This window comes from Halonotius aquaticus (assembly GCF_003605575.1).
GTDB classification, from domain to species: Archaea; Halobacteriota; Halobacteria; order Halobacteriales; family Haloferacaceae; genus Halonotius; species Halonotius aquaticus.
This window is the reverse complement of record NZ_QKNY01000001.1, coordinates 25,242-46,931: the sequence shown is the minus strand read 5'-3', so window position 1 is coordinate 46,931 and position 21,690 is coordinate 25,242. Positions and strand designations below refer to the sequence as shown.

At 61.6% G+C, this 21,690-nt stretch carries 23 protein-coding genes; 13 read left to right on the top strand and 10 right to left on the bottom strand.

Annotation, left to right across the window (positions count from 1 at the left end):
• Positions 1-120: 120 nt before the first annotated feature.
• Positions 121-315 (top strand): cold-shock protein, encoded by a 195-nt coding sequence (locus tag DM826_RS00255; protein ID WP_120100026.1) that lies wholly within the window; start codon positions 121-123, stop codon positions 313-315.
• A gap of 83 nt (positions 316-398) precedes the next feature.
• Here the strand turns inward: DM826_RS00255 and DM826_RS00250 are convergent, their stop codons facing one another.
• Positions 399-878 (bottom strand): hypothetical protein, encoded by a 480-nt coding sequence (locus DM826_RS00250; RefSeq protein ID WP_120100023.1) that lies wholly within the window; start codon positions 876-878, stop codon positions 399-401.
• Positions 879-941: 63 nt separating this feature from the next.
• The gene (locus DM826_RS00245) at positions 942-1,739 is read right to left on the bottom strand and encodes a sulfurtransferase (protein ID WP_120100020.1); all 798 of its coding nucleotides are present in this window, start codon (positions 1,737-1,739) and stop codon (positions 942-944) included.
• 261 nt (positions 1,740-2,000) lie between these two features.
• On the opposite strand from DM826_RS00245, the gene DM826_RS00240 reads away from it, so the two are divergent.
• Together DM826_RS00240 and DM826_RS00235 are read left to right on the top strand one after the other, a co-directional pair.
• Positions 2,001-2,867, top strand: coding sequence for a sulfurtransferase (locus tag DM826_RS00240; RefSeq protein WP_120100017.1), 867 nt, complete (start codon positions 2,001-2,003; stop codon positions 2,865-2,867).
• Between the two features lie 220 nt (positions 2,868-3,087).
• Positions 3,088-3,723: a rubrerythrin family protein gene (locus tag DM826_RS00235; protein WP_120100015.1), complete on the top strand. Its 636-nt coding sequence runs from the start codon at positions 3,088-3,090 to the stop codon at positions 3,721-3,723.
• Between the two features lie 10 nt (positions 3,724-3,733).
• On the opposite strand, the gene DM826_RS00230 is transcribed toward DM826_RS00235, so the two are convergent.
• Entirely contained in the window at positions 3,734-3,955 is a 222-nt protein-coding gene (locus DM826_RS00230; RefSeq protein WP_120100013.1) for a hypothetical protein, read from the bottom strand.
• A 31-nt stretch (positions 3,956-3,986) separates the two neighbouring features.
• Positions 3,987-4,472, bottom strand: coding sequence for a hypothetical protein (locus tag DM826_RS00225; RefSeq protein ID WP_120100011.1), 486 nt, complete (start codon positions 4,470-4,472; stop codon positions 3,987-3,989).
• Between the two features lie 89 nt (positions 4,473-4,561).
• Between DM826_RS00225 and DM826_RS00220 the strand changes: the two genes are divergently transcribed.
• Positions 4,562-5,683, top strand: a complete 1,122-nt coding sequence (locus DM826_RS00220; protein ID WP_120100009.1) for a pyridoxal phosphate-dependent aminotransferase — start codon at positions 4,562-4,564, stop codon at positions 5,681-5,683.
• Between the two features lie 71 nt (positions 5,684-5,754).
• Positions 5,755-6,105 (top strand): 4a-hydroxytetrahydrobiopterin dehydratase, encoded by a 351-nt coding sequence (locus DM826_RS00215; protein ID WP_120100007.1) that lies wholly within the window; start codon positions 5,755-5,757, stop codon positions 6,103-6,105.
• Positions 6,106-6,132: 27 nt separating this feature from the next.
• Here the strand turns inward: DM826_RS00215 and DM826_RS00210 are convergent, their stop codons facing one another.
• Positions 6,133-7,314 (bottom strand): redox-regulated ATPase YchF, encoded by a 1,182-nt coding sequence (locus DM826_RS00210; RefSeq protein WP_120100004.1) that lies wholly within the window; start codon positions 7,312-7,314, stop codon positions 6,133-6,135.
• Between the two features lie 60 nt (positions 7,315-7,374).
• Complete coding sequence (locus DM826_RS00205) at positions 7,375-7,575, bottom strand: DUF5800 family protein (RefSeq protein ID WP_120100001.1); 201 nt, start codon at positions 7,573-7,575, stop codon at positions 7,375-7,377.
• Positions 7,576-7,704: 129 nt separating this feature from the next.
• On the opposite strand from DM826_RS00205, the gene DM826_RS00200 reads away from it, so the two are divergent.
• Positions 7,705-9,147 (top strand): polymer-forming cytoskeletal protein, encoded by a 1,443-nt coding sequence (locus DM826_RS00200; RefSeq protein ID WP_120099999.1) that lies wholly within the window; start codon positions 7,705-7,707, stop codon positions 9,145-9,147.
• Between the two features lie 8 nt (positions 9,148-9,155).
• Here the strand turns inward: DM826_RS00200 and DM826_RS00195 are convergent, their stop codons facing one another.
• A complete protein-coding gene (locus DM826_RS00195) occupies positions 9,156-9,914 on the bottom strand; it encodes a ribonuclease H-like domain-containing protein (protein ID WP_120099997.1) in 759 nt (252 codons plus the stop codon).
• Positions 9,915-10,000: 86 nt separating this feature from the next.
• On the opposite strand from DM826_RS00195, the gene DM826_RS00190 reads away from it, so the two are divergent.
• Both DM826_RS00190 and DM826_RS00185 read left to right on the top strand, forming a co-directional pair.
• Positions 10,001-10,696, top strand: a complete 696-nt coding sequence (locus tag DM826_RS00190; RefSeq protein WP_120099994.1) for an SOS response-associated peptidase — start codon at positions 10,001-10,003, stop codon at positions 10,694-10,696.
• Positions 10,697-10,765: 69 nt separating this feature from the next.
• Complete coding sequence (locus DM826_RS00185) at positions 10,766-13,474, top strand: AAA domain-containing protein (RefSeq protein ID WP_120099993.1); 2,709 nt, start codon at positions 10,766-10,768, stop codon at positions 13,472-13,474.
• A gap of 34 nt (positions 13,475-13,508) precedes the next feature.
• Here the strand turns inward: DM826_RS00185 and DM826_RS00180 are convergent, their stop codons facing one another.
• Positions 13,509-14,141, bottom strand: a complete 633-nt coding sequence (locus DM826_RS00180) for a DUF3267 domain-containing protein (protein WP_120099992.1) — start codon at positions 14,139-14,141, stop codon at positions 13,509-13,511.
• Positions 14,142-14,288: 147 nt separating this feature from the next.
• On the opposite strand from DM826_RS00180, the gene DM826_RS00175 reads away from it, so the two are divergent.
• Positions 14,289-14,861, top strand: a complete 573-nt coding sequence (locus DM826_RS00175) for a hypothetical protein (RefSeq protein WP_120099991.1) — start codon at positions 14,289-14,291, stop codon at positions 14,859-14,861.
• A gap of 66 nt (positions 14,862-14,927) precedes the next feature.
• On the opposite strand, the gene DM826_RS13255 is transcribed toward DM826_RS00175, so the two are convergent.
• Positions 14,928-15,062, bottom strand: a complete 135-nt coding sequence (locus tag DM826_RS13255) for a hypothetical protein (protein ID WP_267899950.1) — start codon at positions 15,060-15,062, stop codon at positions 14,928-14,930.
• A 57-nt stretch (positions 15,063-15,119) separates the two neighbouring features.
• Entirely contained in the window at positions 15,120-15,326 is a 207-nt protein-coding gene (locus DM826_RS00170) for a hypothetical protein (protein WP_133304610.1), read from the bottom strand.
• Positions 15,327-15,391: 65 nt separating this feature from the next.
• On the opposite strand from DM826_RS00170, the gene DM826_RS00165 reads away from it, so the two are divergent.
• Genes DM826_RS00165 through DM826_RS00150 form a run of 4 tightly spaced genes read left to right on the top strand, consistent with a single transcriptional unit; the run spans position 15,392 to position 21,688 of the window.
• Entirely contained in the window at positions 15,392-18,127 is a 2,736-nt protein-coding gene (locus DM826_RS00165) for a transglutaminaseTgpA domain-containing protein (protein ID WP_120099988.1), read from the top strand.
• On the top strand, positions 18,124-18,810 hold the full coding sequence (locus DM826_RS00160; RefSeq protein WP_120099985.1) for a DUF7269 family protein: 687 nt from the start codon (positions 18,124-18,126) through the stop codon (positions 18,808-18,810). Before DM826_RS00165 ends, DM826_RS00160 begins: the two co-directional genes overlap by 4 nt.
• Complete coding sequence (locus DM826_RS00155; RefSeq protein ID WP_120099983.1) at positions 18,810-20,147, top strand: DUF58 domain-containing protein; 1,338 nt, start codon at positions 18,810-18,812, stop codon at positions 20,145-20,147. Before DM826_RS00160 ends, DM826_RS00155 begins: the two co-directional genes overlap by 1 nt.
• A 2-nt stretch (positions 20,148-20,149) precedes the next feature.
• Positions 20,150-21,688, top strand: coding sequence for a hypothetical protein (locus DM826_RS00150; protein WP_120099980.1), 1,539 nt, complete (start codon positions 20,150-20,152; stop codon positions 21,686-21,688).
• Positions 21,689-21,690: the final 2 nt, after the last annotated feature.

The window sequence follows — 21,690 nt, the reverse complement described above, 5'->3', positions numbered from 1 at the left end:
GCCGCCGGTCGTCCACAAGATTGCCGCGACAGCGGTACCGTCGCGGGCGAACCCTCCGATTCGGAGTGACCCTTACATATTTGTATCAGAACGACATTCATTCACATGGAGTAGTTGCGAATGGCACAAGGTACGGTTGCGTTCTTCAACGACACAGGCGGTTACGGATTCATCGAAACAGAGGAGTCGGACGACGACGTGTTCTTCCACATGGAAGATGTCGGTGGCCCTGATCTCGAAGAGGGCCAAGAAGTTGAATTCGACATCGAACAGGCAGACAAAGGCCCCCGCGCGACGAACCTACAGCGGTTGTAGCGGTCGACGAATGGGGTTTCGTATTTTTCACGCCCAGAGCGGCGCGGCTATGTTGTGAGGCGTATGTCGATAGTTCGTGCCACTCAGTCGGCCGCCCCATCGTCAGTGTCAGCCGCCGACCCAAGTGCGCGTACCGCGACGGTGATCGCGCCGTCCGCGGTTTCGATCGTCGCCTCGTCAGCGATCGAGCCACGAACGGTGTCACGCCACTCGGCCAGTCGCTCCGCGTGGGTTTCCTGATGGTGCTCCGTGTTGACTGCCGCTGGGGAGTCCAACTCAGCAGCGGTATCCGCGGCGGTCGGATACTCCGGTAGCGGGTCAACGAGGACGCGGGGATCGACAAGGATCGGATCGGGGCCATCGTAAGACCCTGCGGTGCCGGCGACGTGGAGCCGAGCGCGCATGCGGCCGCTGAACGGTGGGGTAACCCGCAGCACTGTTTCACGGCCGGTGCCCAGTGTCGCTTCCAGCGCCGTCACTACATCCTCACCAGTGACAACGAGATACTCGATGACAGCTGGATCGGCTGTCTTGGGTGGGTCGTCAACGGGTTGATCAGACATATCGATGGGTTCGGCGTCAACCGCGTAAACGGTGTCGGCGAGTCGTGGCGATGATCGCCGCGGTCAGACGAGCGATTCAGTCGCGCCGCCGACAGCCGTCCAGTCGGTCATACTCCCCTCGTAGATGACGACATCGGTAAAGCCGAGTGAGCGAAGTACGACAAAGGTGTGGCTGAGGCGACGGGATGTATTGCAGTAGAGGATAATCCGCTGGTTGCGGTCGGTGCTGATCCCGCGATCGGTCAGCAGGCTCTCAATCTCGGCGGCCGATCTGACGCCGCGGCTCTCGTCGTCGACGAACTCCCGCCAGTCGATGCGGATCGCCCCCGGGATATGTTGTTCCTCGTACTCGGCTTCGTCGCGGGTGTCAAGCAGCGTTACCGTCTCATCATCGATCGCCGCCGCAACAGCCGCTCGATCAACAATCGGCGCCGTTGCTGCGAGGCCATCGATCACGTAGGTGACGGACTCGACCGTCGGCGACTCGGTTGTGGTCTCAAAGGCTCGCTGCCAGGAACTGAAATCGCCGTCAAGCAAGGCGACGTTCTCGTGGCCATAGGCGAGAGCGGTCACGAGAAGTCGGGCGGCAAACACGCCGTGAGTGTCATCGTAGGCGACGATGGTATCATCCGGGCCGATGCCGGCCTCGCCGAGTAGTCGGGCGAAGGCGTCGGCACCGGGGAGTGTGCCCGGGTCGCTGCTGTCAGCGTCGCGGTAGCTGTCGAAGGGGATGTTTACTGCCCCGGGAAGGTGGCCGATCGAGTCGTACTCCCACGAGTCACGAACGTCGACGATATGGACTGACGGGTCGTCCCGGTGGTCGGCAAGCCACGCAGGATCGACCAGCGGTGTCTCGGGCATACACGCTGTTTGTCACCCGGGTCATTCAAGGGTTCGCCGCGGTCGATGGCCGCCGGTGTTCGCGGATAGCGGATATACTTGCTTGTTTTTGTGGAGTCACCGTGGGCCACCAGCCGGGCGGCGTGGACTGCGGCGACCCCAGCGACGGCTGCTGTCGACAGCTGGGGTCGATGCCTGCAAAAATATCCGGGATCGTTTAGGACCGGTCGAAACCACCGTTGGGTGTAGGTCTATACGGATAGGGGGTATAGGAGGCTGTGTATGTCATCAGACTACGCAAAAGACGTGCTTGTCACGGCCGACTGGGTCGAGGACAATCTCGACGCCTTCCAGAGCGACGACCCCGACCACCGACTTGTCGAAGTCGACGTTGACACCGAGGCCTACGAGGAGAGCCACGCCCCCGGTGCTATCGGCTTCAACTGGGAAGAGGATCTGCAGGATCAGACCACCCGCGACATCCTCACGAAGGAGGACTTCGAGAACCTGCTGGGTGCCCACGGCATCACCGAGGACTCAACCGTCGTCCTCTACGGTGACAACGCCAACTGGTTTGCGGCCTACACCTACTGGCAGTTCAAATACTACGGGCACGACGACGTGAAACTCCTCGACGGCGGCCGCGAATATTGGATCGAGAACGACTATACCACGACCGACGAGGTGCCGTCATTTGCTGCACAGGAGTACAATGCCTCCGGCCCGCGGGAGTCGATCCGGGCCTACCGCGACGATGTCGAGAACGCCATCGACCGCGGCCTGCCGCTCGTCGACGTGCGCTCCCCCGAGGAGTTCACGGGTGAGATTCTCGCCCCGACCGGCCTCCAGGAGACCGCCCAACGCGGCGGCCACATCCCCGGTGCTCAGAACATCTCGTGGGCAGCCGTCACCAACGACGACGGGACGTTCAAAGACGCCGATGAGATCGAGGAGCTTTACGCTGAGAAAGGCATCAGCGGCGATGAGACGACCGTCGCCTACTGCCGGATCGGCGAGCGCTCGTCGGTTGCGTGGTTCGCGCTGCACGAACTACTCGGCTACGAGGACGCCATCAACTACGATGGGTCCTGGACCGAGTGGGGCAACCTCGTTGGCGCGCCGATCGAGAAGGGCGAGGCTGACGACTGAGCGAAGCGAAGGCGGAAGCCTCGAATCGGAGCGGGGAGGCATCGCCGACCCGCGAAGACGGGCGAAGCTGACGACTAAGCACCGCAGCTGACGAACCGGCAGTGACGACCGCGCACTGTATTTCCGACTCGATTGATTTTTTCGCGACAATAGAACGACAGCCCTCAGCGACGCAGCCCAACCGATAGGACTCAAGACCCCTCGTTGTCTAACAACATGCATGACAGCCAGCGACTTCGTCGACAGTGTGAGTGAGGCTAACCAAACGGCACTCTCACGGCTTGGCTCCTCAAAATCCCTCTATGCCGAGACGAATGGCGAGCTTGAGACCGAACAGGTACTCCACGCAGCCGCCATCGCGGAGGATGCCGCCAGCGAGACCTTCCATGCGTGGGCCGACGACGAGGAACACGCTGAGGCAGCCGAGCTCTTTGCGACTGTTGCCGACGAGGAGGCCGACCACTACGAGACAGTCGCCGGCGAACTCGATGATCCGCCGCAGGCAGCCGACAGCGAGACGCCGGCGATTCAGTCAGTGCTGCGGGCGTTCGATGACACAGTCGAACGCGTCGGCGGGCTCGTCGGGCGCTGTCTGGTCGCAAAGAAATCAAAAGAGCAGTATACCGGCTACTTTACCGGCCAAGCCGACCCGCAGACAGCCAGTCTCTTCCGGGGGCTCGGCGACGACGTTGACGCACAGATCGAGGCGGCAGCCGACCTTGTCGACGCAATCTGTACAACGGATGACGATCGCGAGCGTGCCCACGAGGCCGCAAGCGAGGCGATTCAGGCAGCGTACGACGAGTACACCGAATCGCTGGAAGCGATGGGCGTCAACCCTAAGCCGGTCTGCTGATCGGGAGCGACTACGTTTTGCGATCGATGTTCTCTGGTGGGCTCACGAACCGAAAATAGCCAAACAGCCCGACAGCCAGCGCGATATAGTAGATGAATTGTGGCCACGCTGCGGGCGCTTGCGCCCACAGCAGCGATATCCCGATAAACAGAATCGCTGAGACGGCTAAGTCTTCAAGCAGGTTCGTCTCTAGGGCATAGAGGCGATCGATAACCGCACGAAGTCGACTCACGTCTGAGCGAACGGAAACCGGACGGAAAACGTTACTCCCGAATGATCGCTGGAATATCGTCACCAGCGGTCGTTTCGTCACCGGCAGCTCGGTACAACAGGGCTAAAACGGCTGCAAGCGTCGCCTCCAGCAGTTTTGAGACAACGCCGAGCTCGTCTGCCCGCATGTGATCGAGAAGTACCTGCCAGGCGGGCTCGTTGTGGCTGATCGGCTCGGGGCCCCACGGCCAAAAGCCGCCGTGTTCGAGGCCGGTGTGCCACAGCCCGTAGCCGATGATGTAGGTGCCCATGAGCGCGATCCCGGCCAGATAGATCGCCCGCTCGTTGCGTCCGTCAAGGACGCGAGCGATGCCAAGAAAGATCAACACCGCCGAGCCAACGAAGAGAAACGGTCGCGGGTCGGGAGCCCGACCGGCCTGGAGATACAACACCAGCCGCGGGAACCCCCAGTAGACGTGGATCGCCGCGACCGCAAGCGCAAGGATGCCGGCGACATACCGCAGTCCGGAACGTTCCATACCGACGGTACGCCCGAGCAATGCCTGAGCGTTTCGATCACCGCCGCCGAGTGCGAAAGGCTATGGGCGCGGTCGTCCCGTGTGTGGGTATGAGCCGATTTGCTGACCGTGTGGAACGGATTTCGATCAGTGGGATTCGAGATGTGTTTGAGGCCGCCGGCGACGACGCGATCAACCTCGGATTGGGCCAACCGGATTTCCCGACCCCGAAACATGCCCGGCAAGCCGCCGTTGACGCCATCGAAGCCGGCAAGGCCGACGACTACACCGAAAACAAGGGTCGGCCAGCACTCCGGGACGCTATCACCGCGAAATACGAGCGCGATCAGGGCCTCGATATCGACCCTGACGATGTGATCGCTACCTCCGGCGGCAGCGAAGCCCTCCACCTCGCACTGGCTGCCCACGTCGACGCCGGCGAGGAGGTCATCATCCCGGATCCGGGCTTTGTCTCCTACGACGCCCTCACAAAACTGGTCGGCGGCGATCCAGTGCCGGTCGGGCTGCGCGAGGATCTGACCCTTGATCCCGCGGCCGTTGAGGACGCGATCACCGACGATACTGCGGCGTTCGTCATCAACTCGCCGGCCAATCCGACCGGCGCGGTCGCCGACGAGGCCGACATCCGCGAGTTCGCCCGGATCGCCGACGAACATGACGTGGTCTGCGTGTCTGATGAGGTCTACGAGTACACTGTTTTCGAGGGCGAACACCACTCACCGCTGGAGTACGCCGATAGCGACAACGTCGTCGTCGTCAACTCCGCCTCGAAGCTGTACTCGATGACCGGGTGGCGACTCGGCTGGGTGACCGCCAGCAGCGACCGGGTCGAACGGATGTTGCGCGTCCACCAATACACCCAAGCCTGTGCGAGCGCGCCCGCGCAGTTCGCCGCCGAGGCCGCCCTCACTGGCCTCCAAGACGTTGTCAGCGAGATGACCGATTCATTCCGGCGTCGCCGTGATATCTTGCTTGATGGATTAGCCGAGCACGACATCGAGTGTCCGACCCCGCAGGGCGCGTTTTACGCTATGCCACGCGTGCCCGACGGCTTCGTCGAGGAATGTCTCGACCGGGGTGTGATCGTCGTCCCGGGTGATGCCTTTGGCGAACAGGGCGCGGGACTGGCGCGGATCTCGTATGCGACCGACGAGGACGCTCTCAGAGAGGCGATCGAGACTATGGGCGAGGCGGCGGCTGCGGTTCGATAGCCGAAGCAGCTCTCGGGTTGCCTGTTGCTGTAGCGTCAAGATACAAACCCGTGGGGCGCGTTGCACGGGGTATGGTATCAGACCTAGCGTCCGAGTCGGTTGAGGACTGCAGCGACGATCAAGAACCGTTTGATGAAGACGCGACCCAACGGTATCTCGCGGAACTCGACACCGGCGTCTGGGATGTCATTGGTGGCCACCATCTGGAGGCGACCTACGAGTTCGATAATTTCCGGGATGCTTTGGAGTTCACCTACGCTGTTGGCGAACTCGCCGAGGATGAGTGGCACCACCCGGATCTCAGTCTCACGTGGGGGGAGGTTGGTGTTGAACTATTCACTCACGAGATCGATGGCCTCCGCAAAGCCGACTTCGTGATGGCCGCAAAGATGGACGAGATATACGCCGACCACGAATTGTAACGCGGCAGCCGCCCACGCAGATCAATCTCAACTCGCCGTGCTAACGATCTTGATCACGTCGCCGTCTTCGAGCTCGTAGCTATCTGAGATCCGGCGGTTTGTTTTCCCGTTGACCGCGTGGAGATACCCTTCGGCGATATCCGAGTGGATCTTGGCTGCGAGATCAGTCGGTGTCGACCCCTCCGGCAGGAGGAAGGCATCAGGGAGGACGTTACCCTGTCCGTCGACCCACTTTGTCTCGTTTTCAACAGGGTAGGCTGTGATGTGATCCAGGAGATCGTAGACAGCCGCGTTGAGCGCGGTCTGGACGCCGGTGCCGCCGTGGTCGGCCATCACCTCGCGGATCTGTTCAAGCCCCGCGGCCTGCTCGTCGCTGATATCGCCGGTGATCTCGAAGTCGTCGTCGCCAGGGTTGTAGTCGACGACGCCGGCTTCGGACGCCCGGCGGAGCGCGAGTTCGCCGTCGGCCGTCGCGGGGATGACGATCTCAGCGGCGTCTTGCAGTCGTTCGAGGGTCTCCTCGTCGGCGATATCGGCTTTGTTGGCGACGAGGATGATCGGTTTCGTCCGCGAACGGACTGCCGCAGCAAGGGCTTCGGTGTCGTCGTCGTCCCACTGGATCGGATCGTCGGGATAGTCGAGATCCCGCAGACAGGCCGCTACGTCAGCGGTCGTCGCACCGAAGCCGGTCAGGAGGTCGGTGAGCGCATCGTTGATATCGAAATCGGGCGAGCGGGATTTGCGTTCGACCGACTCCCAGTTGCGGTCGATGATCCCGGTCAGCCACTGATTCATCTCCTGTTCGATGAACTCGACATCCTCAACGGGATCGTGGCTCCCGGCTTCGACGGGTTCGCCTTCTTCGTCAGTGCTGCCGGAGGCGTCCAGCACGTTGAGGATCGCATCCGCGTTCGTCAACTCATCGAGGAACTGATTGCCGAGGCCGCGGCCCTCGTGGGCACCGGGAACGAGGCCGGCCACGTCGTAGAGTTCGATGGGGACGTAGCGGATTCCATCGTGGCAGCGGTCGTTGTCGCACCGCTCATCAAGTTCGAGACAGGGGCAGTCGGTGCGCACCGTGGCGACGCCGCGGTTGGCGTCGATGGTGGTAAAGGGGTAGTTGGCGACATCGACATCGGCGCGTGTCGCCGCCGTGTAGAACGTCGATTTGCCCGCGTTGGGTTTCCCCGCGAGCGCCAGAGAGAGCATACCTTCCGTTCACGGACGGCTGGAAACTGTCTTTCGGTCTGCGTTGTTGCTGAACGGCGATTACTCGTAGAGAATATCGCTGATCTGTTGGGGTTCACCCGAGAGGTCGGGTGCCTCCTCGACGATCTGGAGCACCTCATGGTCGGTGATATCGGGATAGGATTTCTGGATCGCGTCCTCGATGAGTTCCTTCTCAAGCCGGAACTCGGTGCCGTTGTAGACAACGTCGACGCCGGTTTCATCGAACGAAAGCGCGGTCATACCTGAACGGTTGCCCCCAAGCAGTAAAAACGACACGAGGCTGTCGGCGATGGGTTGTCGGCCCGACACCGACGTGTCAGCCACCCGTCTTGCGGACGGTTTAATAGCCGCGGCGTGTTGCATCGGCCTGTGAACCCCCCGCAGAACCCGCTCGATGAGCTTCAGATCCCCGACGGGACGACCGTCGAGGAACACGATGTCGTCACCGACGGCGACATCCTTATCGGGAGCAACAGCACCGTGGATTTCGGGCTGCGGGGTCGAACGATCGCAGCTGGCGAACGCGTCGACTTCGGCCGACAGATCGAGGCCGACGGTGACTGCCGCCTCGACATGTGGTGTGCGGTCGACGGGAGTGTGCTCGCCGGCGAAGACGCCTACATCGGCGAGCGCGTCGAGATCAACGGCCAACTCCTCGTCTCCGGCGATCTCGATATCGGCGATGATGTGACCATCGAGGAAGGCTTCGAGGCCAATGGCTGGATCGTCACCCGGAACCCAGTGCCTGTCCTCGTCTTCTACTTCATCGTCCTCTCGCAGTTCCTCCGGGTGGGCGATACCGACAAGGCCGACGAGTTCGCCTCCGCGCTCGCCGGCGAAGGCATCGAGGAGCGATCACCGCTTGTCGTCCCCCGCGGGGCCGAGATCTCCGACGACGCCTGGCGCGTCTCGACGCCGGCCCAGATCGGCGACGACTGCCGGCTCCACGGCAACATCCGCGCCGAATCCATCGCTATCGGCGAGAACACGACCGTTTTCGGCAGCCTGCGCGCCCGCGACGACATCGAGGTCGGCGAGAACACAGTTGTCATCGGCGACGTAACGACCCGCGGCGGGACGATTACGCTCGCTGCTGGCTCCCACATCCGCGGCGATGTCGCCTGCGAGGATCTCGTCGTCAACGAAGGGGCCGAAGTCGATGGCACGCTCCGGGCCCGCGGCGAGATGAAGCTGATCCGTCGAACTGAGGATGATACGAGGGAGGACGACGCCAGCGACGACGCCGACGAGGAGGCAGCTGAGGATAGCGACGCTGCTGACGACGGTGACTCAGCGGCCGCAGACACCGAAGAACCGGACGCAGCCGCCGCAGCCGAGACGGATTCCGGACTGAAGATGTCGTACACGGCCGGCAGCGACGCGGCTGAGGCGGCTGCGATCGAGGACGACGCTGCCGAATCTGCGTACACCGACGAGCCAACCGAGAACGCCAGTGATCCGGTCGGTGCCGCCTACACAGTCGGTGGCAGTGATGACGCCGCCAGCGAATCGGCTGCCGAGCCGGACGGTGAAACTGACGACGAGGACTCCGAACCCGACAGCGAGACGGCGAAAACGGTTGGCAGCCACTACCTCGCTGGCGGCGACGCTGCCGACGACACAGCCGAATCCGAGACTGACGCTGTCGAGACTGATCCTGACGATGCTGACAGCGAGGACGATGACAACGCAGCCGGCGACAACACTGACACCGACGACGGCGCGGTCATCATCACCGACGCCGAAAGCGACGATATCGAACTCGAAAGCGACGGCGACGGTGCCGACCCCGATTCGACTGCGGACTCCTAACTCGCAGCCTACTCGACTGACTGCTGCCGCGCTTGCTCGAAGACTTGCTCGTGGAGTGTCGTCGTCACTTCGTCGGCCAGCGTTTTGAGGTTGACCGCGTCCTCGCGGTTGTAGGAAATGAGAGTGTCCAGCGCGCCATCGACACCGGATTCGTGTTCGCGCCACAGCCGGACGGCGTCCCGTCCCGAGATGTCGGGGCGGTCGCGCTCAACCCCGATATCGCGTTCGACCTGTTTGAGTCCACCGTCGAGCCCGACGGTTTTGCAGGGGTACATCAGATCGAGGTGCGGGACGTCGACATCGACGCCGAAGGAGGTCTCCAGAAACGGCTGGTCGAACCGAATCCCGTTGAAGCTGACCAGCAGGCTGGCATCGTCAACCATCGCCTGCACTCGATCGGCCGTGAGGTCGTCGCCACGAACCAGTGTCGTCGTCTCGCCGGCCTGATGGTAACTAACGGTCGTGACGATGTCGCGCTGTTCGTCCAGCCCGGTCGTCTCGATATCGAAGAAACAGGCGTCATCCCGGAAATTCTCGTAGAGTCGCCACCGCTCGCTGCTGGGGAAGGTCTGATCGAAGAACGTGGGGTTCTCGGCGGCGAGGTGATCCCGTGCCGTGTCGATGAACGACTCGATTTTCTCGGCGGTCGTCGGCCCGACCAGCGAGGGATCGAAGCAGTCCCAGTCGGTCGCACCGTTGGCCCAGAGCTTTCGCTCGGTCGTCTCACCGACCCCGCTGACAGGAATAAAACTGTTCTCGATTCGCACACATGCATCCGGGCGGTGGGTGTAGTTTAATTCTCCGGCTCGCCGCGGATCACGACAGATAAGCCCCGGCGGCTCGATGTTGGCCCATGTGCGGCCGGTACACCCTGCATACGTCGCCGGAACGCCTCGCCGAGCGGTTCGATGTGGCCGTTCCTGACTCGCTCGAACCGCGGTACAACTGTTCGCCCGGCCAAGAGCTCCCGGTCATCACAGGCGAGAACCCCGACCGACTGCAGTTTTTCACGTGGGGGTTGACACCCTCATGGGCCGACGAGAAACAGGGGTTGATCAACGCTCGCGCTGAGACCGTCCGTCAAAAGCGGAGCTTCGCCGACGCCTACGAATCGCGTCGCTGTCTCGTGCCGGCCGACGGATTCTATGAGTGGACCGATCTCGGCGACGGGAAGGAACCCTACCGCGTCGCCTTCGAGGACGACCGCCCGTTTGCGATGGCCGGGCTATGGGAACGCTGGGAGCCGCCGACCCAGCAACTCGGGCTCGATTCCTTCGGTGGTGGTGATGCCGACGACGACCCCGAACCGCTGGAGACGTTTACCGTGATTACGACAGAACCGAACGACCTCGTTTCGAAGCTCCATCATCGGATGGCCGTCGTGCTCGAACCTGATGAGGAAGAACAGTGGCTCAACGAGGATCCTGATGCGGCCGCGGCTTTGCTCGATCCGTATCCGGCCGACGAGTTCGACTATTACCGCGTCTCCGACCGCGTCAACAGCCCGACTAACGACGATCCAGACCTGATCGAGCCAGTCGATGCCTGAGCGAGTCGGTGGTCGATTGCGGCGTGGCCACCGACAGCGTTTTTCAGGCCGCCGCGCAGAGTGAGGGTAGTGACCGACGAGCTTCGCGGCGAGATCGTCGCCTGCGATGGGGCGACGACAGTCGAAACGCAACACGGCGAGCGACGGCTGGCCGAACTCCGCGTGCGACCGACCGACGGCACGCCGACCGGCGGCGACGACGCCGTCGACGTAACGCTGTGGGGCAAGTGGGCCGACACAGCTGCGGACGCCGAGACCGGGATGGATTTGCTTCTCACCGACCCCGAAGAAGGTGAGTATCAAGGGTCGACAACCTACAGCACGGGCGGCGATTCCTACGTCGTCCTCGAACCGGATTTCATCGTTGACGTGACCAGCGTCCGGTCGTGGGTGCAGTGCCCGCGGATGTACTACCTCAACAAACTGTCGGCGATTCCGCTGAACTACCCCGTGATTAAGGGAACAATCGTCCACGAGGTTTTCGGGGATCTGCTTCGTGGCCGCGACCTCGATACCGCCGTCGCCGACCGCGTCGAGGAGGCCGGCCTCGAACTTGGGGTCTTGGGCCGCGATGTGGCTGAAGTCGAAGGCGAGGTCAAACAGAACGCCGCCGCAATCGAAGGGTGGCTCGCCCAAGGAACGCTCACCGAGGAGGACAACTGGCGCTCTGAGTACACGCTCATTAGCCCGACGTTCGGCCTGAAGGGCCGTGCCGACGCGCTGCGACGGGGGATGCCGGTCGAACTCAAAACGGGTAAAAACACGACCCGCGAGCCACGGTTTCAGGACAAGATTCAGGCCGCCTGCTACGCGCTGATGCTGGAGGAACGTGGGATCGACGCCGATACCGGAACCTTGCTCTATACAAAAAACACGACACTGGAGCGAACTGAGGAATCCGGTGACCTCTCGCCCGCGAAAGAATTCTCGGTGGGCAAAGGTCTGCTCGATTTCGTCGTCCGCAGTCGTAACGAACTGGCGGCGATGGAGGCCCGCGGCAAGGTACCGACCGGCTATGAGGCCGATGCGAAATGTGAGTACTGTTTCGAGCAGGACACCTGCATGGTCGTCTCTGGGCGACTCGATCAGGAATCGAAAGCCGGTCAGATCGGGACTGCGGTACCCGAAGAAGAACAGCAGTACTTCGAGCGATTGTATCACGCAATTGAGGCCGAACGTCGGGCGATCCACGCCGAATATCGCAAACTCTGGGAGCAAGACGCCGAAGAGCGGGCGGCCGATGACCGTGCGTTGATCGAGCTTGAACCATTGGGTCGCGAGGAGATCGACGGCAATCGCTGGGAGCTTCGAGCGCGGAAACCGGCCGAGGCGGTGTCGAAACTCCGCGAAGGCGATGTCGCGCTCGCCAGCGACGGCGACCCGGTTTCGGGGCATGCTGAACTCTGCCGCATCACCCAACTCGACGAAGAGATCGTCGTCACGGCCGACGAGCCGGTCGAACTCCGGCGGCTCGACGTGTATCCCTCCGAACTCTCGGTCGACCGAATGTTGACCGCGCTGCACGACACGGTGCTGAAAGGCAGCGATGACCGCAAGGACATCCTCTTTGGGCGACGTGAGCCCGAATTTAGCGAGGGCGAGGAGACGTTTATCGACAACAACGACGGGCAAAATCAGGCGGTGAATCTCGCGGTCAACGCCGAGGACTGCGCGCTGATTCACGGCCCGCCCGGGACAGGGAAAACGTATACAATCGCGCGGCTGATCCGCGCGCTCGTCGCTCGCGGGGATCGGGTGTTGCTGACGGCGTTTACCAATCGCGCGGTCGACAACGCCCTGGAGGCCCTTCGTGAGCAAGGGTTCGAGGACATCCAGCGCGTCGGGACGACGACCGGGGTTCGTGAGGATATGCTCGACGTGCGTCTTGAGAAGGCCGGCGACCCGCAAGAGTTGGCCGGCTCGCTTCGGAACGCACCCGTGGTGGCGGCGACGACCGCGAGTTGTGGCTCCCGGGTGATGCGCGAACAGGAGTTCGACGTAGCGGTCGTCGACGAGGCCAGTCAACTCACCGAGCCGGACGCGTTGGCCGCGCTAAATCGTGCCGAGCGGTTCGTGCTCGTCGGCGACCACGAGCAGTTGCCGCCGGTCGTGCAGGCCGCCGATCCCGGTGGCGAGGGCGGCGTCGCCGACGAACCGGCTGCGGACAATCCGCTGTCGACCTCGCTGTTCGAGCGGCTGATTGATGCCTATCCCGAGGCGAGCGTGATGCTCACCCGGCAGTACCGCATGTGCCAGCGGATTCAGGCCTTCTCGTCGGCGGAGTTCTACGACGGCGCGCTCCGTCCGGCGACCGGCGCGGTCGCAGGCCAGTCGCTTGGCGACCTCGTCGATCCGGCATCGCTGCCGGCCGAGTTGGGTGATGCAGTCGCGTTTATCGACCCCGACGGCGAGCGCGTCGGCAACACGAACCCCGTCGAGGCCGACCTGGTCGCCGAGATCGTCGAGTCGTATCTTGACGCCGGCGTCGCCGCCGAAGACATCGGTGTCATCGCGCCGTTCCGCGCGCAGGTCGCCGAGATCAGCCGTCGGGTCGGCGTGACTGTCGATACCGTCGATCGGTTTCAGGGCTCAAGCAAAGAGGTCATCATCGTCTCCTTTGTCGCCACCGGGGGGTTGGATGGGCCGCTGTTCGAGGATTACCGCCGGATCAACGTCGCGCTGACGCGGGCGAAAAAGGGGCTCGTGTTGGTCGGTGATCGGGCCGCGCTGTCGAGTGAGCAGTTCTACGAGCGGATGCTGGAATGGGCGGATCGGTGAGTGGAAAAATCGCGTCGCAGGGGTTCTAATTCGATTACTCTGATTGAGTCGTGTAGAATGTTCTAACCTCGTCGTCAACGAAATTCACAAATTCAGTCGTCTTGGGAAAGCCAAGTAACCGAATCACATTGTATATATCTTGAATTGAACCGATGGTATTGACTACGAAGACTAACTCTGCGTAGTAACTCACTTTATTCGGCATGGGAAGTAACAATACACCAACTGCGAGCGAATTAATCAAAATCAGCGGTGCGATAAGCACCAAAATATTCTCGTTACGAGAAATCCGTTGTTTGAGTGCAATAACATACGGATTTATCTCTAAGGGTAGTCCAACCGTTTTACGGACTTTCAATCCGAATTGTGGCTTCTTTCCTTCTGCGACCGCTACCGCATAATGGATACACTCGTGGACAACAACAAGCAGGAAAATAAGACCAATTTCTGGGGCGATGCTTTGCAGCGCGCTAATATAGCCCTGATCCAACTCGCTTCCGAACCGAATGATTTCCTCCGGATAGAATAGTACAGACACCACGATCACTATCAAGGCCCCTGTTACTCCTATCGCTCTCTCTGGGATAATGTATTCATTCCAGTTCGGATCAGCCGAGAGTGTTTTGAGTCGATGCTTCGTTGTGTCTGATTCATTGTGGCCTGACATAGCCAACCATAACCACTGTTCGAGGGTCAAAAAACACAGAAGACGTTTAAATCGGCTAATACGGGGGTTTATCGCTATCAACCGGGGTATTGATCGTCATCAACACCGGAACTAATTATTTACTTTCGGGTTTCGTGATATGTTCATATGGTTCAAATTCCGAATAGCTTCGAAGATGAATTCGATTCTAAGGGAGAAACGTTCTTCGAAATTGCAGAACTCCTGTACATGAACCATGGGAAGCAGTTCACACTTGATGAGATAGGGGATGCTGTCTCGGTCTCGAAAACTCGTGTCAGTGAACTAATTCAGGAAATGGAAGAGGGAGACGAAACATGGATTAACAAAACAGAAGCACAAATGACGGTCGTTTGGAATACAGAAACACACAATCCAGCCTCAACGGAGACTAAGACGGCGGTGGGTGGATTTTATCGAGAACTCTGGGGTCTGTTGAAACGACACTCCAGAACCGCTCCCGGTATGTATGTGATAATTGGCTCTTTGATGTTTGCAACGGCGCTTATTTTGATTGGGACATATATCGGATTCTCTCTTGGTGGACAATCCTCTGGATTTCCAGTGAGAGCCTATCTCGTACTGGGTATTAGCTCATTTGCAGCCGGAGGTGTTGTCACTGCACTGGGGCCATTTCAGGCGGTCGTAAACAGACTATTGTGGCCTCTGCTCCCAACAGAATTGTTCGAAAATGAAGACTAATTGTGGATTGATCTATACCCAATTCTTGAAAGTCATAGCCGCTTCGATACCGTCAATCGAAGTCGTCTACAGATCAAGCCGCTCGCGGAGTTCCTCGGTCGAACAGGTGTCGTCCTCATCTACATCGAGGGTTTCCAGCCGCTCGGAGACGGTATCGCCGTTTCCAAGCTCGGGGTCGTCCTGTTTATCGAAACCACTCATGACTCTTGCCTGAATTACTGGCGGCCACGTGAATAAGTTCTGACGCCACACCACGAGCTATGCTTCGAGAACCGTGATTTCGTACGGCAACTCCGGATGCGCATACGTCCCCGGTATCGCGTCGCTATCGACGACGGTCGCGCTGATCGGCTCGCTGTCGGCCACCGTCTCGGTCGGATACCACTCGCTGCCGGCGGGCAGCACGACGAACCGCGCCTTGCGGTCGTCAACCCACGCGACCGACGCCAAACTCCCACCAGTCACCGATAACGACTCACCGCTTCAGGGGTCACATTTACCTGCGCTGCACCCGAGACAGCTACTATACCATGGGCGACGACAGGCGGATCGGCGAGGCCATCTTGGTCGTGATCGCAATCGTCGCCCTCCTGTTTTCGGCCGCGTTTCTCCCGGCCGTCGACATCTTCGGCTCAAACGAAGCCATCGCCGAGCAACTCCCGGAAGGCAGCCAACTGCCCGCTGGCACGCAATCGCCCGGCGGGTCAGCGGCCGGCACGCAAGCAGGCGCTCAATCCGGCGAGATGGGATCCACCGGCGACGGCGAGTCCGGTGAGAGCCAGTCTGCTGGGAGTGGTGAGCCCACCGGGATCGGCGCGCCCGGACAGACCGCCGGGGGCTCGCTCACCAACCCACCACAGTCGGCTCAGATCAGCGGGAGCCTCAGCGAGCAACCCAGCCAAGCCCCGCTGTTTACCGTCGAATCGCCGGTAAACACCTACTGGCGACAGACCGCCTACGAGACCTACACCGGCACCGGCTGGCAACAGGCCGAGGCCCCCACCCCACTCGATGAGGGGATTCCAAACGACGACCTCACCGGCGGCAATCGACGCATCACCTACGATGTCACCCTCTTGGAGGGTGGCCGCTCGCTGCCGACGGCGTGGCAACCCGAATCAGTCTCGTTCCGCGGCGACGGCACCCAGCCAACTCTCCAAACCTCAGCGACCGGCGGCATTCAAACCGACGAGTCGCTGTCGGCGGAGACGACCTACACCGCAACGAGTGCGCTCCCACCGCGGCAGCCGTCGGTGCTTCGAAACGCGGAGGGCCAAACACCACGGGAGATCCGCGAAACGTACACCCGAATGCCGGGCGACACCCCCGATCGCGTCGGCGACTTCACCGGCGAACTCTTGGCGGGGACGGACACCCGATACGACCGCGCGATGACCGTCCAGCGGTGGCTCACATCGAACAAGGGCTATTCGCTGAACACGTCGCTCGACCCAAGCCAGCCGATCGCCGACCAACTGATCTTTGAGGTGGATGCCGCCTACTGCCAGCAGTTTGCGACCACGATGGCCGCCATGCTCCGAAGCCAGGGCGTCCCCGCCCGGTATGTCGTCGGCTTCCGGAAGGGCAGACCGGTCGGCGATGACACCTATCTCGTCACGAGCGACCGCGGCCACGCGTGGGTCGAGGTGTACTTCCCGGATGTCGGCTGGGTTCGGTTCGATCCCACGCCAGCCGACGAGCTCTCGGTGTCGACACCAGACCCACCGTACGAGGTTTCGTTGAACCGGTCGGCTGTTGTCGGCGCGCCGGTGTCAGTGCGAGTCACCAAAGAAAATGAGTCGATCAGCGGTGTCCCGGTGTTCGTCAACGATCAGCGAGTCGGGTGGACAGATGCGACCGGATCCGTCGAGACCACACTGCCCTATACCGATCGGGTCACGATCCGGGCCGGCGACGACACCACCCAGACCGAATACACCGATGCCACACCGACCCCCCAAGCGAGGCCACTCGCTGTGGCCTCGCTCGGCGCGATCACCAACGGTCTCCCACTGCTGAGTGCAGCGACACCACTGACATCAGGCAATACAGTGATCCCACAGGTCGATGGGGAGACAGCGGACTCAACAGCGACCTATCCGCTGGCGAAAAACGCCACACTCGCGGTCGTCGGCAGCCGAACAGCCGGCGAAACCGCCAGAGTCGTCGCCAGCGTCGAGGATATCCCGATCAGCGATGCGACAGTCTCGTTCGATGGAACCGAGGTCGGAACAACAAACAGGGAGGGGTACTACGATCTCTCCTTGGCCGATGTCACTCCGGGCACGTATCGCGTCACCGTCTCCCGAGGAGCCGTGAGTGAGTCGACCACCTTCGAGGTCACCCCAGCAAATGCTGACACGCCGAACGACGAGCGGACTGCATTGACACCAAATGTCTCAGTCAGTCCGGGTGGCATCGCGCTCCCCGCGGGGCCAGCGACGGCGACGGTAACCCGATCCGGAGAGCAGATCGACGGGGTTCCTGTCCGTGTCAACGGTGAGACGGTCGGGGAGACAGACGAAAACGGCACGCTTGCGTTCAATTTCCCGATCGCAAATACTGCCACAGTTGCAACGACGGTGACTGGTGTAACAGGCGAGACACAGGTCGGTGGGCTCTACCGAAACGCTGCTATCGTTGTTGGTGGCGTCCTCGTCGTCATCGCTGGGTTCGTGATTGCTGCCCGTCGTCGCGGTGTGACCAGCGGCTCGGTGACAGATAGATTGGCTGTCATCAGGGCGTTTCTGCGGCGACTCCCCGATCGAGCAACGACACTCCTGGTGGGGCTAGCAGATCGGTTGACCACCGCGATGAGGCGGCTTCTCGCCCGGCTCCGGGCGTGGCGGTCGGTGTTTGCTCTGTCGGTAAGTGAGATCCAGCAGCGACTCGATCCACGCCGGCTGTTAGCCGCACTCAAATCGTGGCTGGAGCGCCTTCGTCACCGGTGGCAAGCAGCCGCTGGCAACGCAGACACGGAATCGACACACAGTGAGGCTAACGGGGCTGGGCCGGATCGACAGCTCCGATCGATGTGGCAGACATTCGTCTCGCTCATCCGTCCCCCACAGGCCGTAACCCGAACGCCCGTTGAGATCGGACAGTACGCGATCGAGAAGGGGGTTCCGAACCAACCGGTCACCTACCTCACGGATCTGTATCGGGCCGTTGAGTACGGCCAGCAATCACCGGGAGACTCACGGCTCGACGCAGCCCGACAGGCCCTCGCAGAGATCACCGAGTCCTCGGAGGACGACGACCCATGAGACAGACACGCACCGCTCGCAATATCGCGCTCGCTGGGAGTGTGTGTCTCACAGTCGGCTTTGCGCTGCTGATCGGCTACCGCCCGTCGGCCCTGCCGACCAGCGTGACCGAGCCACTCACCCAAGGAACCGAGACGCTTGGCGATCGGCGCATTGTCCTGCTAACTGGTGGACTGCTCGCGCTCATTGGATTGGTCGGATTCGGGGTCTGGAACGGCCGCGATGCAGACACCGGGTTGGACACCACGTCGGTCGAAACACCAACTCGCGACGTGTCGATTACGGGTGAGCGACTCACGACAGCGTTTGAACAGACAGCCCACGCACACAGCGCGGAGACACCCATCGAGGATGCACTGAGACAAACACTCATCGCACTCTACACACAGGACAAACAGAAACAGGACGCAATCAGGTATGTTGACGGCGGCGATTGGACGACCGATGCTGTCGCGGCGGCAACGGTGACGACGACCAATGCCGCGGACTTCCCGCTGTGGTACCGGCTCTACGAGTGGCTGTATCCAACCCATGCCTACGACTACCGTATTCGGCGAACGTTGCGGGTTGTCGAAACACAGTGTGCTGAGGCGACGACCGGCTTTGCACCCGTCACCACCCAGCAGTCATGGATCGACAAACTGCGTGGTCGACTGCAGACGGACACCGGTGGTGACAGCTAATGCGGATCAGACGATTCAGCGGGTTTCGGGCGTACGCACTGCTCTTAGCTGCCACAGGGATTCTCACGGGGACATACACCCTGATTCTCGCAGCCGGGATTCCACTGCTCTTTGTGTTGACTGCGGCTGTGGCCACCACACCAGCGATCGACGACGCCGTCACCGTCACCCGAGAGCTCACACCCGAAACACCAGCACCGGGGGAATCGATCGCTGTCACACTGACCGTCGAAAACACGGGGACGTCGACGATCCCGGATCTGCGGGTTGTCGACGGAGTCCCCCCGGAGATCGGTGTCACTGACGGCTCGCCTCGATCCGGGGGCGCGCTCCGACCCGGCGACCAGTATACGGTAACCTACACAATCAGAGCTGACCGCGGGAGCTACAGTTTCGAGCCGGTCACGCTCAGAGCCAGAAATACCAACGGCACCCGACTCGCGGAGACGACGAAAACGGCCGACGGCATCGATCGCTTCGAGTGTCGGGTAACGATCGAAGATATCCCGGTACAACAGACAACAGCCTATGCGGGCCAGTTAGCGACAGATAGCGGCGGGCCGGGTGTCGAATTCCATGCAACCCGCGAGTATCGTCCTGGCGACCCGGTCAAGCGGCTTGACTGGCGCAGCTACGCCAAAACCGGGGAGCTGGCGACCATTGAGTTCCGTGAACAGCATGCCGCACACATCACCGTCCTCATCGACAGTCGTCGGGCGGCTCATACCGCAGCCGACCGCAACGCACCAACGGGGGCAACACTGAGCGCGTATGCCGCAACGATCGCCCTTGAGGTACTCATCAACGAGGGCCACGAGGTCTCGTTGGGTGCCCTCGGCGTCGCAGACCCAGAAACCGATCGTCATCCGCCAGCCTGGGCTGCCGCCGAGGAGGGGCGCTCATTTGTGCCGCATGCCACAGCCATCTGTAACGCCGCTGCGACCAGCACGACAGATGAGTCTCACACGGCTCCCGGCTCGGCAACGACCGATGACCCGACCGCTGACAACACACCCCCCGGTGCGTCTGTCGCCGACGGCGGGGTGGCGTGGAATCGAACGCGGTCGCTCGTGCCGACCGGGGCACAGGTAATTCTCTGTAGCCCGGTGACAGACGCACCGATCACCGACCTCGTCGAATCCCTCCGCGCTGATGGCCATGCGGTGACGATTCTTTCGCCGGCCACGACGCCGGCGACAATCGGCGGTCGCATCACCGGGATGCAACGGGCGGTACGGCTCGAATCCCTGCGACTGCTGGGGACGACCGTCATCGATTGGGAGTCTGAAGACAGCCTTCGGAATGCTCTCACACGACTCACGGGGATGGGTCGATAACGATGCTTCGTGGCCGACTATCGATCCCAGAACCGAATGGCACACGGTCGACAGCGGTACTCATCGCGGTCGGGGTCGCGGTGGGGATCTGGCTGCTCACAACCGTTGTTGGCCGGACATCGCCGGCACTCGTCGCTGGCTGCTCCGGAGTGAGCGTCGGCGCGCTAACAATTCTGCGTGATACAGAGACGCCAGCCGGCCTCGCCATCACCGCACTGTTGCTGCCGGTCGTTGGTGTCAGCGTGTTGGCAGCGGTCGTTCTGCCAGTACGTGTGTTGGTGCCGGTGCCAGTCGACGCGATTCTCGCAACGATCCCGACGGCGATCGGATTATTCGGGCTCGTGGGGGCCGCATGGCTGGCCGGATTCGGCGTTCTCGGGCTGTTCAACAACACGGTCGGCAACGGGAGTATCGCAGACATGTGGACGGTGAACAACAAGGCCGCAGTTGGGCCCAGTGTTCTCTTTGCGGGAATCATCGTGGGACGGTTCAATGCCCTGACGCAGGTGCCGGCAGTTGGATTCGACAGCCTGGGCGTCACGTCCGTGCTCCTCGCGCCGCGAACTGCGACCGTGGCGATGATCACCTTCCTTGTCTTGTGTAGTTTCGTTATCGCAGGCGGACAGCTCATCCTTGCGGCCGCACCGATTGTCCAGCTCACCCCGCAAACAAGCCAAGAGCGGGTTGAAGCCGGCGTGAACCAACTCAGCCGGCTGCTGAATATCTCGCTGTGGGTGATTGTATCACTGACTGTCGGTGGATTAGTGGCAGTTGTGTCGTCGGTCGATATCGCTGCCATCGCCGGTCGCTATCCCGCGGTATTTGCGTTGTTTGCGGCCCCCGGTCTCCGTCGCGTCCTGCTTGTCGCGTTTGGCGGGGCGATGCTGATCGCAGCTGTGTTTGGTGGAGTACAGCTGGTCACCGGCCGTATCGCCAGCACCGTCGGCTGGTTTGTACCAGGGATGCTTGCAGGTGCTACCACGGGCACGCTCGCGGTTGTCGGGACGCCGGCGGTATCGATGCTTCACGACCGCGTTCCAGCAGCGGTCGCGCCCCTCGTTGAACAGGTGACAACCGCGCTCACGCCGGCTGGTGTCATCGCCGGTGTTATTGTCATCGGCATGTCGCTCCTGACATTTGTTCTCGGCGTCGTCATCTTCGGGAGCGGAATCAACTACTTCCCCGTCGAGACCGCCGGCAGCGCGATGGCGGCGACCGGCCTTGCAATCGGCGCGATTGCGATCGGCATCTTTGGGGCCTCAGGGCTCACGGTGTTTGCTGTCGTCGGACTCTCGGTGTTCGTCTGGGATATCGGCGACCGGGGTGCGACCACGTGGGCGGAGCTCAAAACCGAGTCACCGCTGCAGATCGAGTTAATTCATACACTGTCGGCGGCCGTGGTCACGATCGGTGGAATCGCCATCGCGTGGGTGCTGTATGCGACTGTGCTCGGCGGGATCGTCCCTGAAGGCGGAACGGTGGTTGCGATGCTGGCCGCCATTTTGGGTGTTGTCGTGATCCTCGCCGCAATTCAGGGCTAAGA

Bases quoted from the DNA above. Each gene is read 5' to 3' on its own strand.
- DM826_RS00255 (WP_120100026.1), top strand. From the start codon at position 121: ATGGCACAAGGTACGGTTGCGTTCTTCAACGACACAGGCGGTTACGGA.
- DM826_RS00250 (WP_120100023.1), bottom strand. From the start codon at position 878: ATGTCTGATCAACCCGTTGACGACCCACCCAAGACAGCCGATCCAGCT.
- DM826_RS00245 (WP_120100020.1), bottom strand. From the start codon at position 1,739: ATGCCCGAGACACCGCTGGTCGATCCTGCGTGGCTTGCCGACCACCGG.
- DM826_RS00240 (WP_120100017.1), top strand. From the start codon at position 2,001: ATGTCATCAGACTACGCAAAAGACGTGCTTGTCACGGCCGACTGGGTC.
- DM826_RS00235 (WP_120100015.1), top strand. From the start codon at position 3,088: ATGACAGCCAGCGACTTCGTCGACAGTGTGAGTGAGGCTAACCAAACG.
- DM826_RS00225 (WP_120100011.1), bottom strand. From the start codon at position 4,472: ATGGAACGTTCCGGACTGCGGTATGTCGCCGGCATCCTTGCGCTTGCG.
- DM826_RS00220 (WP_120100009.1), top strand. From the start codon at position 4,562: ATGAGCCGATTTGCTGACCGTGTGGAACGGATTTCGATCAGTGGGATT.
- DM826_RS00215 (WP_120100007.1), top strand. From the start codon at position 5,755: ATGGTATCAGACCTAGCGTCCGAGTCGGTTGAGGACTGCAGCGACGAT.
- DM826_RS00210 (WP_120100004.1), bottom strand. From the start codon at position 7,314: ATGCTCTCTCTGGCGCTCGCGGGGAAACCCAACGCGGGCAAATCGACG.
- DM826_RS00205 (WP_120100001.1), bottom strand. From the start codon at position 7,575: ATGACCGCGCTTTCGTTCGATGAAACCGGCGTCGACGTTGTCTACAAC.
- DM826_RS00190 (WP_120099994.1), top strand. From the start codon at position 10,001: ATGTGCGGCCGGTACACCCTGCATACGTCGCCGGAACGCCTCGCCGAG.
- DM826_RS00180 (WP_120099992.1), bottom strand. From the start codon at position 14,141: ATGTCAGGCCACAATGAATCAGACACAACGAAGCATCGACTCAAAACA.
- DM826_RS00175 (WP_120099991.1), top strand. From the start codon at position 14,289: ATGGTTCAAATTCCGAATAGCTTCGAAGATGAATTCGATTCTAAGGGA.
- DM826_RS13255 (WP_267899950.1), bottom strand. From the start codon at position 15,062: ATGAGTGGTTTCGATAAACAGGACGACCCCGAGCTTGGAAACGGCGAT.
- DM826_RS00165 (WP_120099988.1), top strand. From the start codon at position 15,392: ATGGGCGACGACAGGCGGATCGGCGAGGCCATCTTGGTCGTGATCGCA.
- DM826_RS00160 (WP_120099985.1), top strand. From the start codon at position 18,124: ATGAGACAGACACGCACCGCTCGCAATATCGCGCTCGCTGGGAGTGTG.
- DM826_RS00155 (WP_120099983.1), top strand. From the start codon at position 18,810: ATGCGGATCAGACGATTCAGCGGGTTTCGGGCGTACGCACTGCTCTTA.
- DM826_RS00150 (WP_120099980.1), top strand. From the start codon at position 20,150: ATGCTTCGTGGCCGACTATCGATCCCAGAACCGAATGGCACACGGTCG.